The sequence below is a fragment of the Lacrimispora sp. genome, assembly GCF_046972725.1.
Classification (GTDB): Bacteria; Bacillota; Clostridia; order Lachnospirales; family Lachnospiraceae; genus Lacrimispora.
The window spans coordinates 399,453-414,833 of record NZ_JBKVXF010000002.1; the positions used below are offsets into that span (position 1 = coordinate 399,453).

Sequence of the window (15,381 nt, forward strand, 5' to 3'; positions counted from 1 at the left end):
GGAGGGCAATAATGGGAATACCTGTATTGATTATTGGAAAGTCCGGGAGCGGAAAATCTACTAGTATGAGAAACTGCCCTGGAAAAGATTTTGGATTGATTAACGTACTAAAAAAGCCTCTTCCTTTTCGAGGGAAAATCCCTAAGGTAGAAACAGATAAATATGAGGAAATTAAAAGAGCTATAAAAGGAGCTCCCCAGAAATCATTTGTTGTTGACGATGCAGGGTACTTGATTACGAATGAATTTATGAGAAATCACAGCTCCAAAGGAGCGGGAAACGCAATCTATTCTTTCTATAATACTTTGGCAGATGAGTTTTGGAAATTGATCCAGTTTGTAATTGATGATCTTCCGAATGACAAAATTGTTTATATCATTATGCACGAAGATACGGATGACTACGGAAATGTAAAGCCAAAAACAATTGGAAAACTTCTTGATGAAAAAGTAACGATTGAAGGACTTTGTACCATTGTTCTTCGATGTACGAACAATCTATCTGAGCATAGATTTATTACGCAGTCAGATGGGAACGCTGTCTCAAAATCACCTATGGGCATGTTTGAAAGCGTAGAGATAGATAACGATTTATTAATGGTGGATAACACCATTCGGGAATACTATGAGATTCAAAACCCAAAGAATATAAACAAGGAGGATGCAAAGCATGATTAAGAAACCAGCAGGGTATGACGAGGCCCAGGCTTACACCGGAGAGTCTATACAACTTCCTAAGGGGAAATATGTCTGCTCCATCGTACAGGTGGCTACACAGACTTCACAGAATGGTAATGAACAGTTTGTAATTCTTTTCGATATTGCCGAAGGGGAACACAAAGATTTTTATAAAAAGGCGTTTGAAGCAGCCAAGGCCCAGAATGGTAAAAATGCAAAATGGAAAGGCGTTTTTAAGCAGAACATGGACGGGAAGGGAACTTCCTGGTTGAAAGGCATAATTACCAGTATTGAACGGTCGAATAACTTTACTTTTCAGTGGGACAAGGAAGGAAATGAAAAGACCCTGGTAGGTAAAAAATTTGGAGGAATCTTCCGCCGCAGACAATTTGAAGCTAATGATGGGACAACTCCCTTTGTGACAGAGCTGTGGAGAATCAGAAGTGTTGCGGGACTTGATGAAGCAGAAGTACCGGAAGATGAACTTCTTTCCGTTGGGGCACAGAGCGGAAGCCGTCCAAGTCCTGCAGATGCAGCACCCCCTTCTTTTACTGACAGCGACGGTTTTGTGAGCATTCCGGAAGGAGCCGGCGATGAGGGAATTCCATTCATGTGATCCGGATCTGTTTCGTAAGGTCAAGGAGTCTGTGTCCATGCAGGCGGTTGCAGAATACTATGGGCTTCAGGTGAATAGAAAGGGGCTTTGTTTATGCCCCTTTCACCATGATACGGATCCCAGCATGAAGATATATCCTAACGGAAAAGGGTTTTACTGCTTTACCTGCGGCACTGGAGGAGATCAGATCAAGTTTGCGGCCCTGTATCAGGGAATCCGCAATGAAGAAGCGGCAAAGGAATTGGCGGCAGCGTTTCATGTTCCAATATCAGTGCCGGTTACCTACCGGGAAAAGAGGGAAGCAGAGCGCAAAAGGAAGCGGCAGAAGGAGGTTGCCGCTTTTAGAAAAAGAGCAAAAATGTATGTTCGCATGTACTGGATCTTACTCTGTGAAGCAATCCATGAAAAGAATGAGCATTTTACAGAGGCCCTGCAGAACATTACTTTTATAGAATATCTGCTTGAGAACTTGGAAGAATGTCCGGAAGAAGTTTATGACGATAAAAAGGCGGTGAGAAGGATTGGAGAGATCGAAGGACGAATTAATAACTGGTATATCCGAATTGAACCAGACGGATCCATTTCCAGATGAAATCTTTTATGAGATTTTTGAGATTGAGGACAATGTTGAAAGGACCCAGTACATAGAGTCTCTGCGGAATGTAGCCAGGAAACTAAAGCGAATTACTGAGTTTAACAATATTTACAAATCCTTCGTCCTTGACTATGCTCAGCGTCAGAAACAGGATGGGCAGAAAACAAAATTTACCGATCAGCCTTTGGAACTGATATGCGGAGAATGGACGGCCAATGACTTAGGAGTCAGGGCGATCCGGTACGACAAGAACGCCATGCCGGTGCCGGCTCATGCCTGCAGTCACCCCATCTTGCCTATAGAGATCCTGAAAAACGTGGATACAGCAGAAGAGAGGATCACCCTGGCCTATTTTAAGTCAGCATCCTGGCAGAGTATTACCGTGGATCGTAGCGTCTGTGCAAATACCAATAAGATCGTGGACGCTCTTAGCCAGTACGGAATAGAAGTCACATCGGATAATGCAAAGAATCTGGTCCGGTACATATCGGATTGTGTAGGGCTCAATCCCCTGACGCTTAATCCAAAAAAATCCATCAATCGTCTTGGGTGGGTAGGATCCTTTTTTACTCCCTACGCAGAGGATATCCGCTATGAGGGAGATATGGATTATGAAGCAATTTTCCGAAACGTAAGGGAAAATGGCAGTTACGACACCTGGAGAAATTTATGTGCCAGTTTGAGGAAGAACACACCTTTGCGCATGATGATGGCTGTGAGCTTTGCTTCTGTGCTCCTGGAGCCACTTAAGGTACTTCCCTTTGTCCTTCATATATGGGGAACAACAGGAACCTGCAAAACAGTGGGGCTGATGGTTGCTATGAGTATATGGGGAAATCCTAAAATGGGCGGCCTTGTTAAAACCATGAATATGACTAAGAATGCCATTATGCGCAACGCTGCCTTCTTATGCTCCATTCCTTTTGCCGGGGACGAACTTCAGACCATTAAGGATAAATGGCAGGGAAATTTTGATCAGTTGATATACCAGATCACAGAGGGAGTTGACCGTGGCCGGGCAAAGGCGTATGGCGGCGTGGAAGACACAAAGACCTGGAAAAACAGTTTTATATTTACCGGAGAGGAACCAATCACAAAGGCCAATTCAGGCGGTGGATCCAAAAACCGTGTCATTGAAGTAGCGATTGATGGTCCTCTAGTAGATGATGGCCACTATGTCAGCAGCGTAGTACAGGAGCATTATGGATTTGCTGGCCGCAGGTTAGTGGAGTACATACAGGGAATTGAGCCGGTGGAACTTACTGAGAGGTACAGGAAGTACTTTGAAGATTTGTGCCAGCTTGACACGACGGATAAGCAGGCAATGGCTATGGCGTGCCTACTCCTTGCCGATGAATTGGCTGTGAAATTATTCTTTCCAGAAGAACAGCCTTTGACAGTTTCTATGGTAAAAGGATATTTGCAGAGTGCTATGGATGTGGATGTAGCTGAAAGAGCGTACCAGTCAGTGCTTAACTGGGCGGCCAAGAATCCAGTTCGATTTGAAGATCCAAAGGCTGAAAATTCACCAAACAAAGGTGAAGTATGGGGAAAGATTGACGGTGAAGTCATGATTATTAACCGGGATGTCTTACTTGATTACCTGAACCAAAATGGATTTGATTATACTGCAGTCAGTAAAAAGTGGTCTGAAAAAGGATACTTAGTTAGAAATTCTCAGGGAAAGTTCATTCATAGCACAAAAGTTTATGGAATTAAGTCCAGCTATATAAAATTCAATCTTCCCCAAGATGATGACAATACAGACTCGGATGGATTTATGAATATTGATGATGGACAAGAGACTTTGCCGTTTAATTAAGGGCTAACCTGTCTAACCTTGGCCTAATTCATAGTTAGACAGTAGGAAACCGCATAAAACAAGGCTTTTATATATACAGTCTAACCTGTCTAACTAGTCTAACCTGTTTAATAGGTCTCGTAGCGCGAGGGAAAATTGATAAGAACAAATTTTACTCTAAATATATACAGTTATGCAACCGGATTTTAGGTTAGACGGTTAGACCCCACGTAAAAATAAGGGTTTGAATGCCGTTTTCGGACCAAAAGTCGGTTAGCTTGGTCCTGAAAAAGGTTAGACCAGAAAGGAAAAGGTGGTAATTTGAATAAAATCAATGCAATTGAGTTCCTCTTACAGGATGCAAAAGGGGAATTTGAAAAAATAGAAAACTACAGAGAAATGTTGGAGTCGAGTGATCAGACAAAGTGTTGGAATCTTCAAAGGCCTAACAGGCAACGAATTAAAGATGATTTAAAGATGGTTCGGCGTTTAAGCCTGGAACTTGAAAAGGAGGCGGCTTTCTTATGGTAAGTAATAAGAAAGCCGGGGCGGATTTTGAAAGAAAGTTTGCAGAGCTGATGGCGGCCCGTGGGTTCTGGGTCCATATGTTTCAGGATAACAAAAACGGACAGCCCTGTGATGTGGTAGCCTCCCGGAATGGAATTACATATCTCTTTGACTGCAAAGACTGTAAAAAGGATTATTTTCTTCTTAGCAGAATGGAAGAGAATCAGTATAATGCCATGCATCTATTTGAACTGACTGGGAATGAAAAAGGGAAGTTTGCTTTACGGTTCAGTAATCAAAAGATTTACCTGATTGATTACGACCTGATCCGGCACCTACAAAGCAAAGGAATCAAACAGATTGACGAGGCTGTCTGCGAAAGATACGGCAGTAACCTTGATATTTGGCTGGGAAATCTTTTGGAAAGCGTAGGTGATAAAAGTGCAGATCGTAATTGGCAGTGAGATCCGGATAACAGATGCCCCTAAAGCCTTGTTTGACTGGTGCAGTGAGAATCTGGTACTTCCCAACCCAGAATATGCGAATCGTTCCAGGCGTGGGCTATGGACCGGAAATGTACCAAAGCACTTATGGCTTTACCGGATTGAAGGAAGCGAGCTGATCGTACCGGTAGGAGTCGGAAAAAAGGTGAAGGAATTTAAACCGGCAGACACTCCCGTCACTCAAGATCTGGCAGATAATGGCCTCTTATCCTTTGATGGAACAATTCCCCTGTATAGCTATCAGGAGCCGGCAGTGGAAGAAATGAGCCATCAGAGCTGCGGAATTTTACAAAGCCCCTGCGGATCCGGAAAGACTCAAATGGGAATTGCTCTTGCAGCAAAGTTGTCAAGACGGACATTATGGATCACGCACACCCAGGACCTTCTTACTCAGTCTTTTGAGAGGGCAGCGCAGTATTTTGATAAAAAGACACTGGGAAAGATAACAGCGGGAAAGGTACATATCGGCAGTCATATAACCTTTGCCACGGTACAGACACTCTGTAAGCTGGATTTGGACAAATACCGGTATTCCTGGGACGTAATTATTGTTGATGAGTGTCATCGTCTGGCCGGTACTCCTTCAAAGGTGACGATGTTTTATAAAGTCATGAACAGTCTGGCAGCACGATATAAGTACGGGTTGTCTGCAACCGTCCACCGATCAGACGGATTAATACAAAGCACCTTTGCTGTGATCGGAGAAATTGCTTATAGGGTTCCGGAAGAAGCAGTGGCTGATAAAACCATGCAGGTGCGGATCCGTCAACGGGAAACGGGAGTAAAGATAAATCGGGAATGCCTGGACACGGATGGGACCTTGGTTTTTTCAAAACTAATCCCATATCTGACAGGAAGCGGTCCAAGAAATGAATCCATTGTTAAGGACTTAAAAAGCAATGGAGAACATTTCAACCTGATTCTTTCTGATCGTTTGGAGCACTTGCAGGTCTTACGAAGTATGCTGCCGGAGGAACTTAAAAAGGGCAGCGTCATGATTGATGGCAGCATGACCAGCAAGAGGGCCAGGGAAAAGCGGGAACAGGCGATTGAGGATATGAGAAATGGAAAGAAGCATTATCTGTTTGCTACTTTCAGTCTTGCAAAGGAAGGGCTTGATATTCCCAGGCTTGACCGATTGTATATGACTCTTCCTAAAAAGGATTATGCCGTTGTCACTCAGAGCGTGGGGCGTATTGCCAGAATGTTCACCGGAAAAGAAGATGCTATTTGCTATGACTACGTGGATGATATCCAATTTTGTGAAAATCAGTGGAAAAGGCGACGGGCTCATTATAGAAAGGCAGGGTGTTTGTTGTGAGTGTGCGAAGTGAAGAAGCTGCGGCAATGGTGAAAGGTGTTTTCTGTGATGCTTATTTATTTTATCAGAAGTATCACGGAAAGCCCATGGGGCCAGGAGTCTGGGAGTCTGCCACGGCTGACTTTGCTCAGATTATGAAAAAATATGATGGGGCTCCTATCTGCGGACGGATTATGCTTGCAACATTTACCCAACTGGAAGAAGAGAAAAATGGGAGGTCTGCAGATGCCAGCTAAAAGGAAGTCCAATACCCCCCCCCAACAGGAAGCACATATCTGTTATGTCTGTGGGAAAGAGATTCAGGGAGATCATGTGTACATAGAAACCAAGAGACGAAGCAAGCTGCACATACATTTTGAGTGCGTGCCAGGAAGGGGAGTTGTAAGGAATGAATTTAGAGAAAATGACACGCAGTGAGATGGCAGAAGAATTATATCGAACTAAAGGGAAGGAATTCTGCACCGGATTGATTTTACATTTAGTCATGTTCGTTTCCGGAAGCTATGGAGATTTCAATAAGGGAAAGGGGAATAAATCATGAAATTAAATAAATTTTATACACAATCATTGCAGGAGAGTTTGCAGGAATTAGAACTGATTGATTTAAAGGTACATACAGATGATGATGGGAACGTCAAGGCGGTAGAATTGAAGTACGGAGATAAAAAACAGGAGGGGGCGGGGCCGAAAAAGCCTTTTCCTTCATGGTAACAGGCGAGAGGAAGGCAGTGATAAAAAGAATTTCGGGGGGCCAGCGAGGATATTCTCCCCGCTGGTATGAGTATGAAAAAGCTATACCTAAGCCACAGGAAATATAATTCCCTGAAGCCTAAGATATACAACTGCATTATAGCAGAAAATTATCGTACTTGTTTTGGAAAGATTTACCAAATGGGGTAAAGCAAAAATCATAGAGAGGAGCCTAAGATGTCAGATCAAAACAATATGGAGAAGATCGTCACCCCCATGATGGAATATTTATGTGATCACCTGTGCCGGTTCCCTTGGGAGACGGAGCGCAAGGAGGATCTGGAGGATATTTGTGCTGGGTGTCAGATGGATAAGTATGTGTGCGATATCTTAAATACATACACCAAGCAGGCTAAAAGCCAGGAGGTAAGCGTTGACTGGAAAGGTCACCTGATGGAACGGTTTGGGAGGTGCGAATGAAAATCATAAAACAAGACGGCAGTGTTGTAACAGGCTACAGCATTGAAATGCAGGGGTGCACAATATACTGTACTCCCGATAATAAGCCAAATGAACGTGTAGAATGCGGTAAGTATGGAGACGTGCTGCGAACAACGGAAGTATTTTCAAAAATGACTATCGCTGGTTGGAACTTTAAAAATCCAGAATATGTTATGCCGCAAAATTAGGATTTTCATGAGGAGGCTCAATGAAAAAGGCAGAGATTAAAAGTGTTATTTCTAACTACAAGCCACATGTTGGATTTTTCGATTTATCGGTGCAGCCACAAACCCTTTCGGAAGAAGAGTATGCTAAGATACTTAATTTACAAAATTTATTAGCAGCAGAGAATAAAAAATTTTCTGATAAGCGTGTAAGGGAAAATAATAGATCCACATGGGAAAGGCTGAAAATATTATCTGGTGAGCTTCAGGCAATAATATTTCAAAATTGGAACCTTGATGATTTAAACTGAAATTGTGAGGTGGATATGGCTTATACAATGCAGGAACAAATTGAATTAGATCAGCAGCTTAAAAGATGGCAGAAACGGCAGCTTACAGCCGTAAGGCAGAACAATATTGATAGAGCCTTTGAATCAATGAATGACATTGAGAGGGCAGTATGGGAACAGGTTGCCAGAGCAGAAAGTTATAAAGATATATCTGTCCTGGCATGGGAAACGGCCTACAAGGTAATACCTAAGTTTTGTAAGCTGGCCCGGTAAACTGAAATTTTCCAAAGGAGTGATAGATTGAGCAAAGAAGATATTACAAGAGCAGCAAAGCAGGACAGCATACTAAAGGCATCGCCGGCTAACTCTTTTTCAGCACGGATGCCAGCTTACTCTTATACAGGTTTGTGTCCGGATCGGAGTCTGAGGAAGCCGCCAGAGAGAAAGAAGGTGCAGGGATGAAACCTAAAAGGATATACGCCCTTTACAAGAATGGCGTGCCAATAGATTCCGGATCTGCGGTAGAGCTTGCAGAGAAACTGGGGACTGCCAGGACATTAATTGCCAACTACGCAGGGGACGGTCTGACATACAAAGACCAGTATACCTTTGTTGACGCGGGGCTGGCAAATGCGAGGACTGCGGCAAAGCTGAAATGGGCCGAGGATTGGGATAGAGTAAGAAAACAAATTTTGACAGCAGGGAGGTGACAGAGTGGGAAATGTAAGGCCGTTAAACCATAGCAAGTACGGGATCAGTAAGAACCGTTTCTGGGAGTTGTATTACTGGTGCTTGCAGTATGGCGAGTGGAAGGACGAACTGAAATATAAAACAGATACAGTAGGCTCTATGGAAATCACGGATATGCCTACCAGCCACAATCCAGGGGACGCTACCCAGCAATTAGCAATCAGGAGGGCTATGCTGGAGAAGAATTGCCGGCTGATAGAGCAGACGGCCTTGGAGGCTGATCCGGATATTTATCAGTATTTACTTAAAGCAGTGACGGAAGATTTATCATATAGGTATCTGGATATGATTATGAATATTCCATGCGGAAAGAAAATGTATTATGATCGGCGCAAGAAGTTTTACTGGTTGCTGAGTCAGAAAAAATAATTTTGAAAAGAGGGGTAAACCGGGGACGTGTCAATATGGTATATTAATATTATCCAAAATTAGATAAATTTGGAAGCCCCCTTAAATTAATGATTTTCTCCTTTTTGAAAACGCCTGTCGATTTTAAGTCGATAGGTGTTTTCTTTTGGTAAAATTTGGTGTATGATAAAGGAAAAGAAAAAAAGGGGGACTAATTTTGGCTGGTTGGAACGATATATTAAACGAAATTAAAGAAACACCGCCTCAATTTGATTATGTTAGGCGTAGCTATTTGAAAAAGCTAAGTGATTACACAGGGAGAAATACAATTTGTTATTATTCAGGTTGGTTAAGTAAAAGAGGGGCAAACAACGTGGATATAAATGACTCGGACATGGCTGGATTTATGAATTCAATACAAGGCATGGATTGCTCTAAAGGTTTGGATCTAATATTACACACTCCAGGAGGAGATCCAGCCGCTTCAGAGGCAATTGTTAATTATATTAGGATCAAGTTTAATAGTGATGTGAGAGCAATAATTCCTCAATTAGCAATGTCAGCAGGTACAATGATTGCTTGTTCCGCAAAAGAAATAATAATGGGGAAACAGTCAAGTTTAGGTCCTATCGATCCGCAATTTAATGGTATTCCTGCATATAATATTAAATCGGAGTTTGAAGAAGCAAAAGAAGACTTACTAAAGGATCCTAAAAATGCTCAGTATTGGATGATAAAATTGCAACAGTATCCGGCGGCATTCATGAAAACCGCTTTAGATGCAATAGAATTGTCTGGCAAGTTGGTAGAGGAGTGGCTTGGGAGTTGTATGTTCGATAAAAATGACCCAAAAGATATTGTGACTATTCGAAGAATAGTTAATAGTTTAAACGAACATGATAATTCTAAAAATCACGGAAGGCATTTAAATATAAAATTTTGCAAAGAAATAGGTTTGAAAATACATGAATTAGAATCAGATGCGCAATTACAGGATTTAGTGCTTAGCGTGCACCATGCGTACATGATAACATTAGATGGATCAACAGCTTTAAAAATAATCGAAAATCAAAATGGAAAAATTTTGATTGCTAACCAAGCAAAATAGCCTTGCAAATGTCGGATAGCGTGATATAATTATTTTAAAAGATAGGGGGCTAAAAATATGCAAACTGTAAGTATACAAGAAATTCAGTCGTTGTACAGTAGATGTGGAATAGTAACAGATGGTATGGAGCAACCCAGGAGTAAAATTAATACAGGAAATTTAAATACTAACTTAAATACCGACTTTTCAAATATTTACGGGACAGAATGCTCTAATAATATAACAAACATGACAATTATTAAATAACATAAGATAGAGGCACCCACCCGGTGTCTCTTTTTTATTATAAAAATTAGCCAGATTGGAAGGTGAGGTGATTGGCAAACAATGAAAACTTAGTGCCTTTTAGTAAACGAACAGTGAGCGAACAGAGAAGAATTGCTTCGGCTGGTGGAAAAGCCTCTGGTAAAGCCAGGCGAAAAAAGGCTGACTTCCGCAAGACACTGAATGCCCTGCTTACAGCTGAAATAGATAGCCCTGAATGGTCTCCATTTTTGGAAGCCCTAGGCCTTGATAGCACACTGGAATCTCTTATCAATGCTGCCATGATCAAAGAAGCTGCCAAGGGAAACGTAAAAGCCTATGAAGCAATTGCTAAATACTCCGGACAGTCTGAAAAGACAGATATGGACCAGGAGGAGCAGAACCTACGAATGGCAGCGTCTAAAGCTAAGATGGGAGTTGACGAAGAGGAAGAGGCGGAGGACGATGGCTTCCTTGACGCATTAAACGGATCAGCCGGTACAGATTGGGAGGATTGGGAAGAAGATGAGCGGGAAAATGAGGAGACAGATATTTAAGTTTCAACCCTTTTCACGCAAACAGAGAATGATTTTAAATTGGTGGACGAAGGATTCTCCTGTTAAGGATATGGAGGGCATAATTGCTGATGGTGCGATTCGTTCAGGAAAGACGGTTTCCATGTCGCTGTCTTATGTCATGTGGGCCATGAGTTCCTTTAACGGAAAAAAATTCATCATGGCGGGATTGACAATCAGTTCCTTCCAGCGTAACGTACTCACTGATTTAAAATCAATGTTAAGTAGCCGAGGTTATCAATACGATCATCATATATCCGGTGGAATAACCAATATGTTGGAGGTGACAAGAGGAAAAGTCACTAACTATTTTTACATATTTGGAGGAAAAGATGAAGGATCCCAGAAGCTCGTACAGGGTATTACGGCAGCTGGGGCCTTTTTTGATGAAGTCGCCTTGATGCCGGAATCCTTTGTTAATCAGGCAACTGGACGTTGTTCGGTCACAGGTTCAAAATTCTGGTTTAACTGCAACCCCGCAGGCCCTATGCACTGGTTCAAGATTGGTTGGATTAATAAATGTGTAGGATATCTTGGCAGAAAGAAAGCCGAAGAGTTAAAGGCCGCAGGAAAGGAAGTTAGAAATATTCTGTACCTGCATTTCACCATGGATGACAATCTTTCTTTGGACGATGCAATTAAGAAGAGATACCGCAGCATGTACGCCGGTGTCTTTTTTTTGCGCTATATCAAGGGTTTATGGGCGGTTGCCGAAGGTCTTATTTATACCATGTTTACTAAGTCGGCCAATATCTACAATGATGAAACACGGCCCAAGGGACTGGAATATCTCTCTACCCGTACAATTTCCCTCGATTACGGAACGACAAACCCTTGCGTATTCCTGGACATCTATGACGATGGTGACACTATCTGGGTAGATCGGGAGTATCGGTGGGATAGTCGAGTGGAAAAAGAAGGCCAGAAGACCGACAGCCAGTACGGTGATGATATGGCTGCCTTTATGGGTGATAATCCGGATTTGCAATGCGACATTGTTTCGGATCCATCGGCAGCCAGCTTCATTGCCGAGCTGAAGAGCCGGGGATATATCGTAAAGCCTGCAGACAACGAAGTCCTTGACGGAATCCGTGTGGTTGCAGCTCTGTTTCAATCAGGAAAGATAAAGATACACGAACGTTGCGCAGGATTGATTACGGAATTACGGTCCTATGTGTGGGACGATAAGGCAGCACAGCACGGGGACGAAAAGCCAGTCAAGCAGCTGGATCACGGACCTGATGCCTTGCGCTATTTCTGCATGACGAAGTTACCAAAATGGAGGAGGAATGTTCAATAATGGCAAGACCGAAACGAAACCGCCCGCAGATAAGGGCAGATAATAAAGCACAAGTAAACGATGCCTTTTCAAACCCGATCGCAAGGCTGGGCTATGGAACGCAGGATCTGTTACAGGCGACGCAGTACCCGCTTACCCGAATGACGCAGAACTACCAGCTGCTTACAAGCCTTTACCGGGATAACTGGATCGTTCAGAATATCATATCGACGATTCCGGAGGACATGATTCGTAAGTGGTACACAGTAAAGAGTAACGTGGCACCGGAACGGATCGACGCCCTGCAACGCCTTGAAAGAAAGACACACTTAAGAAAGTCAATCCTTGAAGGAATGTACTGGGGCAGGCTTTATGGAGGAGCTGCTGCAATCATCATGGTAAAGGGGCAAGATGATCTGTCAAAGCCTCTGGACTATGGTTTGATTCTCCCTGGAACATTCCTGGGATTGCAAATCCTTGACCGGTGGAGCGGTATATATCCGGAAATGGGGATCGTCACAGATCCGTCTGATCCTGACTTTGGTCTTCCGGCTTATTACACAATTCGAGACGAAGAAAGCGGAGTACTGGTGTCCAGGGTGCATCACAGCCGAGTCATACGATTTACAGGAAGGGAGCTTCCCTATAACGAGAGGATTGCAGAGCAGTACTGGGGAGAGTCAGAAATTGAAGCCATATACAGTGATGTTGTCAAGAGAGACAATGTTTCCTCTAACATAGCAGCATTGACCTTCCGGGCAAACGTAAACTACATGGAAACAGATTCTCTTGATCAAATGCTTGCTGTAAATAATGCTCAGGCACAGCAACGATTTTGGCAGATAATGCAGGCCCAGAGTGTACTGGAAAGCAACTTCGGAACCCGCCTCATAAATAAAGGTGATGTCATGCACAACACGCAGTACACCTTTACCGGATTGGCTGATGTCTACGACAGAGTGATGATGGATGTTGCAGGAGCTGCCAGAACGCCGGTGACAAAGCTGTTCGGACGTTCACCGGCTGGTATGAACTCCACGGGCGAAAGTGATATGAACAACTATTACGATTACATCGACGGTCTGCGAGAAAACCAGTTCCGGCCGTTGCTTGAAAAAATCCTTCCAGTTATGTTACTGTCAACCTGGGGTGCGGTTCCTGATGATCTGGACATTGACTTTCCACCATTACAGACACCTGATTCCAGCGAGATTGCAGATATCGTGGAAAAGAAGTCACAAGCGGTTGTGACTGTATATCAAAGTGATCTGATTGACGCTGCCACAGCTCAAAAGGAGTTAAAGACTCTGGCCGATGAAACAGGTATGTACAGCACCATTTCCGATGAAGCCATCAAGGCTGCCAAAGGAAAGACCTATTCTGACTACAAAGCTATGACGGACCCGTTGGCCGGGCTTACGCTTCCACAGACATTTGAGGAGGATGAGTAATGCCGCAAATGATCAGGCCGCCTGAAAGCAAAGACGAAACCACTTATCTCCGAATGCTTTTCCTGAAAACAGAACAGCGATTGATCGCAGAAATCAACCGGAAGCGCAATCAGGATTATGTTGATTATGCGGAAGTGGCCGCTTTGAACCGTATCCAGAAAATCCTGCAGGAGATGGTGGATGAAAGCTGGAACTATGTTCCAATCATGATTGAGAAGATCTTTTATAAGTCAGAAGCGGCAGCCAATGGATACAGGAATGCTGCCGGACTTAGTGCTTCCCAGCTTGGAATTGTCCAGCAACTTTCAAACAATCTTCTGGGTGACATTGTGGAGGCTTCTGTCACTACTCAGAAGAACATCGAAGAAACATTTCAAGTCGGCAGGCGAGAAGCTGACAAGATAAGAGAAGCAGCCTTAAAGTCAGTAGCCGAAGCAAGAGCCGCAGGGTATGGTTCAGGCAAAGCCGCAGTCAGCATGGCGAAGGAATTGCAATCTGCAGAAATAACAGCCTTTACAGATAAGGCCGGGCGCAATTGGGGCTTGCAAGATTACTGCAACATGGCTACCAGGGCAACGGCCAGACAGGCCGAAGTATCTGCCATATTAACAGCAGATCCAGACCACGATCTATACCGTATCGTTAAGATCGGGAGCACCTGTCCGATATGCGCACCGTTGGAAGGGCGGGTTTATAGCAGATCAGGAACAAACCCGGATTATCCTCCGTTGGCTTCCGCTTTTGGTAAAATTGATCCTAATGGCAGTAACGACTTGAGCAATACATACTTGAATATCCACCCGAACTGTCTTCATGCTCTGGTCAAGTATACTACCATCGGTAAGAGCGAGTCTCAGATCCAGAAAGATAAAGATTTTTCTAGTTTTGAAAAGAATCCTGTCACAGTAGACCCCAGAAGCAAGAAGCAGATTGCAGCCTACAAGGAGAAGATTCGGAACCGTCAAAGGTTGCTTAGTGATTATAAGCAGCATGAACGATACCAAGCCATACTCGGAAATGATGTACCGAAAAACTTTGAAAAATTCCGGGAATTAAAGTATAATGATGGTGAGGGCTGGAAGAGTGCGCAGGCGCTTTACCGTAAGACCAATGCTTACAACAAGATCATACTTAAAGAGCCGGCCATTACTGCTGATCTGGTGCAGATTTCCAAGGATACTGGAGTACCTATGTCAGGCCTGGAATATCGGCTAAAAGCAAAGGATTCTTTCCTGCGAAAAGTGGGGACGGAAAGTAAACACAGCCTTGATCCACAAAGAATAACGGATACAATTTCCTCCACGAATGACGTGATACGCTATACCTACCAGGACAATCCTTTAACCCTTGTAGATTCATATAAGAGTATTACGGGAGCATTGCAGGGAAAAGGATATGAACTTGTAAAGGTAAAGAATTTCTGGCATAATAAAGGGAACCCTTATAACGGCATTAATTGTACATTCAGAATAAAAGATCCTAAGGGAAAAGGGTATCAGGATTTTGAAGTACAATTCCATACGCCTGAAAGTTATAGAGTGAAGGATCGAATGCACAAGGATTATGAGGCGTGGAGACTGTTAAGTGCTTCTTCTCCGGAAGCTATTGCACTTAGAAAAAAGATGATGGAGCAATCACGAGGCATGGAGATACCAGCAAATATCGAAGAGGTGAAAAATAAATGAGTGTGACATATTATCGCATCAATGATTTGGAGCTGTTGGGGAAGGAAGAGGATTATGTCCCATATTTGTATAAGCCGGGCAAAGGCTGGGTTGTGGATAATGATAATGTCTTAATGGATAGAATCATGGGATTTGATGAATCAGAGCCGGTTAAATCACCATATAAGACTGGGAATACAAGCATCATGGAACTTGTGGAGGAAATCAGCCAGAAAGAAGCAGAAAAAATTATAGCAAAATTATAGATACCATCGGTCAGAAAAATGACTGGTGGTAT

General features: G+C 43.2%; 22 protein-coding genes. All 22 read left to right on the plus strand.

All coding sequences use genetic code 11. From position 1 onward, the window contains the following. Positions 1-11: 11 nt before the first annotated feature. The 22 genes from ACLTWA_RS10065 to ACLTWA_RS10170 all read left to right on the plus strand — a co-directional run bounded on the left by ACLTWA_RS10065 (position 12) and on the right by ACLTWA_RS10170 (position 15,349). Positions 12-677: an AAA family ATPase gene (locus tag ACLTWA_RS10065; protein ID WP_412327569.1), complete on the plus strand. Its 666-nt coding sequence runs from the start codon at positions 12-14 to the stop codon at positions 675-677. After that, positions 670-1,293: a hypothetical protein gene (locus tag ACLTWA_RS10070; protein WP_412327570.1), complete on the plus strand. Its 624-nt coding sequence runs from the start codon at positions 670-672 to the stop codon at positions 1,291-1,293. Before ACLTWA_RS10065 ends, ACLTWA_RS10070 begins: the two co-directional genes overlap by 8 nt. After that, positions 1,271-1,885, plus strand: coding sequence for a CHC2 zinc finger domain-containing protein (locus ACLTWA_RS10075; protein WP_412327571.1), 615 nt, complete (start codon positions 1,271-1,273; stop codon positions 1,883-1,885). Before ACLTWA_RS10070 ends, ACLTWA_RS10075 begins: the two co-directional genes overlap by 23 nt. After that, a complete protein-coding gene (locus ACLTWA_RS10080) occupies positions 1,815-3,710 on the plus strand; it encodes a DUF927 domain-containing protein (RefSeq protein WP_412327572.1) in 1,896 nt (631 codons plus the stop codon). Before ACLTWA_RS10075 ends, ACLTWA_RS10080 begins: the two co-directional genes overlap by 71 nt. A 300-nt stretch (positions 3,711-4,010) precedes the next feature. Continuing rightward, positions 4,011-4,220 carry a hypothetical protein gene (locus ACLTWA_RS10085; RefSeq protein ID WP_412327573.1) on the plus strand — a complete coding sequence of 70 codons (210 nt, stop codon included), beginning with the start codon at positions 4,011-4,013 and terminating at the stop codon, positions 4,218-4,220. Next, positions 4,214-4,660, plus strand: a complete 447-nt coding sequence (locus ACLTWA_RS10090) for a Holliday junction resolvase RecU (RefSeq protein WP_412327574.1) — start codon at positions 4,214-4,216, stop codon at positions 4,658-4,660. The genes ACLTWA_RS10085 and ACLTWA_RS10090 overlap by 7 nt, the downstream gene beginning before the upstream one ends. Next, complete coding sequence (locus tag ACLTWA_RS10095) at positions 4,638-6,020, plus strand: DEAD/DEAH box helicase (protein ID WP_412327575.1); 1,383 nt, start codon at positions 4,638-4,640, stop codon at positions 6,018-6,020. Before ACLTWA_RS10090 ends, ACLTWA_RS10095 begins: the two co-directional genes overlap by 23 nt. Beyond that, positions 6,017-6,256, plus strand: a complete 240-nt coding sequence (locus ACLTWA_RS10100) for a hypothetical protein (RefSeq protein ID WP_412327576.1) — start codon at positions 6,017-6,019, stop codon at positions 6,254-6,256. Before ACLTWA_RS10095 ends, ACLTWA_RS10100 begins: the two co-directional genes overlap by 4 nt. A 152-nt stretch (positions 6,257-6,408) precedes the next feature. After that, a complete protein-coding gene (locus ACLTWA_RS10105) occupies positions 6,409-6,561 on the plus strand; it encodes a hypothetical protein (RefSeq protein WP_412327577.1) in 153 nt (50 codons plus the stop codon). Continuing rightward, positions 6,558-6,731, plus strand: a complete 174-nt coding sequence (locus ACLTWA_RS10110) for a hypothetical protein (RefSeq protein ID WP_412327578.1) — start codon at positions 6,558-6,560, stop codon at positions 6,729-6,731. Before ACLTWA_RS10105 ends, ACLTWA_RS10110 begins: the two co-directional genes overlap by 4 nt. 216 nt (positions 6,732-6,947) lie before the next feature. Beyond that, on the plus strand, positions 6,948-7,190 hold the full coding sequence (locus tag ACLTWA_RS10115; RefSeq protein ID WP_412327579.1) for a hypothetical protein: 243 nt from the start codon (positions 6,948-6,950) through the stop codon (positions 7,188-7,190). Continuing rightward, positions 7,187-7,399 (plus strand): hypothetical protein, encoded by a 213-nt coding sequence (locus ACLTWA_RS10120; RefSeq protein ID WP_412327580.1) that lies wholly within the window; start codon positions 7,187-7,189, stop codon positions 7,397-7,399. The genes ACLTWA_RS10115 and ACLTWA_RS10120 overlap by 4 nt, the downstream gene beginning before the upstream one ends. A 20-nt stretch (positions 7,400-7,419) precedes the next feature. Further along, complete coding sequence (locus tag ACLTWA_RS10125) at positions 7,420-7,686, plus strand: hypothetical protein (RefSeq protein WP_412327581.1); 267 nt, start codon at positions 7,420-7,422, stop codon at positions 7,684-7,686. A 15-nt stretch (positions 7,687-7,701) separates the two neighbouring features. Further along, positions 7,702-7,938 (plus strand): hypothetical protein, encoded by a 237-nt coding sequence (locus tag ACLTWA_RS10130; RefSeq protein ID WP_412327582.1) that lies wholly within the window; start codon positions 7,702-7,704, stop codon positions 7,936-7,938. Positions 7,939-8,123: 185 nt separating this feature from the next. Next, positions 8,124-8,375, plus strand: coding sequence for a hypothetical protein (locus ACLTWA_RS10135; protein ID WP_412327583.1), 252 nt, complete (start codon positions 8,124-8,126; stop codon positions 8,373-8,375). Between the two features lie 4 nt (positions 8,376-8,379). Continuing rightward, positions 8,380-8,784: a hypothetical protein gene (locus tag ACLTWA_RS10140; RefSeq protein ID WP_412327584.1), complete on the plus strand. Its 405-nt coding sequence runs from the start codon at positions 8,380-8,382 to the stop codon at positions 8,782-8,784. A 196-nt stretch (positions 8,785-8,980) separates the two neighbouring features. Next, complete coding sequence (locus tag ACLTWA_RS10145; protein ID WP_412327585.1) at positions 8,981-9,871, plus strand: SDH family Clp fold serine proteinase; 891 nt, start codon at positions 8,981-8,983, stop codon at positions 9,869-9,871. Between the two features lie 317 nt (positions 9,872-10,188). Continuing rightward, a complete protein-coding gene (locus ACLTWA_RS10150) occupies positions 10,189-10,671 on the plus strand; it encodes a hypothetical protein (RefSeq protein ID WP_412327586.1) in 483 nt (160 codons plus the stop codon). Continuing rightward, entirely contained in the window at positions 10,640-11,989 is a 1,350-nt protein-coding gene (locus tag ACLTWA_RS10155) for a PBSX family phage terminase large subunit (protein ID WP_412327587.1), read from the plus strand. The genes ACLTWA_RS10150 and ACLTWA_RS10155 overlap by 32 nt, the downstream gene beginning before the upstream one ends. Further along, positions 11,989-13,419, plus strand: a complete 1,431-nt coding sequence (locus tag ACLTWA_RS10160) for a DUF1073 domain-containing protein (RefSeq protein ID WP_412327588.1) — start codon at positions 11,989-11,991, stop codon at positions 13,417-13,419. Before ACLTWA_RS10155 ends, ACLTWA_RS10160 begins: the two co-directional genes overlap by 1 nt. Then, positions 13,419-15,104, plus strand: a complete 1,686-nt coding sequence (locus ACLTWA_RS10165) for a phage minor capsid protein (RefSeq protein WP_412327589.1) — start codon at positions 13,419-13,421, stop codon at positions 15,102-15,104. Before ACLTWA_RS10160 ends, ACLTWA_RS10165 begins: the two co-directional genes overlap by 1 nt. Continuing rightward, positions 15,101-15,349 carry a hypothetical protein gene (locus ACLTWA_RS10170; RefSeq protein ID WP_412327590.1) on the plus strand — a complete coding sequence of 83 codons (249 nt, stop codon included), beginning with the start codon at positions 15,101-15,103 and terminating at the stop codon, positions 15,347-15,349. Before ACLTWA_RS10165 ends, ACLTWA_RS10170 begins: the two co-directional genes overlap by 4 nt. Positions 15,350-15,381: the final 32 nt, after the last annotated feature.

Bases quoted from the DNA above. Each gene is read 5' to 3' on its own strand.
- ACLTWA_RS10065 (WP_412327569.1), top strand. From the start codon at position 12: ATGGGAATACCTGTATTGATTATTGGAAAGTCCGGGAGCGGAAAATCT.
- ACLTWA_RS10120 (WP_412327580.1), top strand. From the start codon at position 7,187: ATGAAAATCATAAAACAAGACGGCAGTGTTGTAACAGGCTACAGCATT.
- ACLTWA_RS10170 (WP_412327590.1), top strand. From the start codon at position 15,101: ATGAGTGTGACATATTATCGCATCAATGATTTGGAGCTGTTGGGGAAG.
- ACLTWA_RS10110 (WP_412327578.1), top strand. From the start codon at position 6,558: ATGAAATTAAATAAATTTTATACACAATCATTGCAGGAGAGTTTGCAG.
- ACLTWA_RS10130 (WP_412327582.1), top strand. From the start codon at position 7,702: ATGGCTTATACAATGCAGGAACAAATTGAATTAGATCAGCAGCTTAAA.
- ACLTWA_RS10155 (WP_412327587.1), top strand. From the start codon at position 10,640: ATGAGCGGGAAAATGAGGAGACAGATATTTAAGTTTCAACCCTTTTCA.
- ACLTWA_RS10160 (WP_412327588.1), top strand. From the start codon at position 11,989: ATGGCAAGACCGAAACGAAACCGCCCGCAGATAAGGGCAGATAATAAA.
- ACLTWA_RS10135 (WP_412327583.1), top strand. From the start codon at position 8,124: ATGAAACCTAAAAGGATATACGCCCTTTACAAGAATGGCGTGCCAATA.
- ACLTWA_RS10105 (WP_412327577.1), top strand. From the start codon at position 6,409: ATGAATTTAGAGAAAATGACACGCAGTGAGATGGCAGAAGAATTATAT.
- ACLTWA_RS10070 (WP_412327570.1), top strand. From the start codon at position 670: ATGATTAAGAAACCAGCAGGGTATGACGAGGCCCAGGCTTACACCGGA.
- ACLTWA_RS10090 (WP_412327574.1), top strand. From the start codon at position 4,214: ATGGTAAGTAATAAGAAAGCCGGGGCGGATTTTGAAAGAAAGTTTGCA.
- ACLTWA_RS10165 (WP_412327589.1), top strand. From the start codon at position 13,419: ATGCCGCAAATGATCAGGCCGCCTGAAAGCAAAGACGAAACCACTTAT.
- ACLTWA_RS10115 (WP_412327579.1), top strand. From the start codon at position 6,948: ATGTCAGATCAAAACAATATGGAGAAGATCGTCACCCCCATGATGGAA.
- ACLTWA_RS10125 (WP_412327581.1), top strand. From the start codon at position 7,420: ATGAAAAAGGCAGAGATTAAAAGTGTTATTTCTAACTACAAGCCACAT.
- ACLTWA_RS10075 (WP_412327571.1), top strand. From the start codon at position 1,271: ATGAGGGAATTCCATTCATGTGATCCGGATCTGTTTCGTAAGGTCAAG.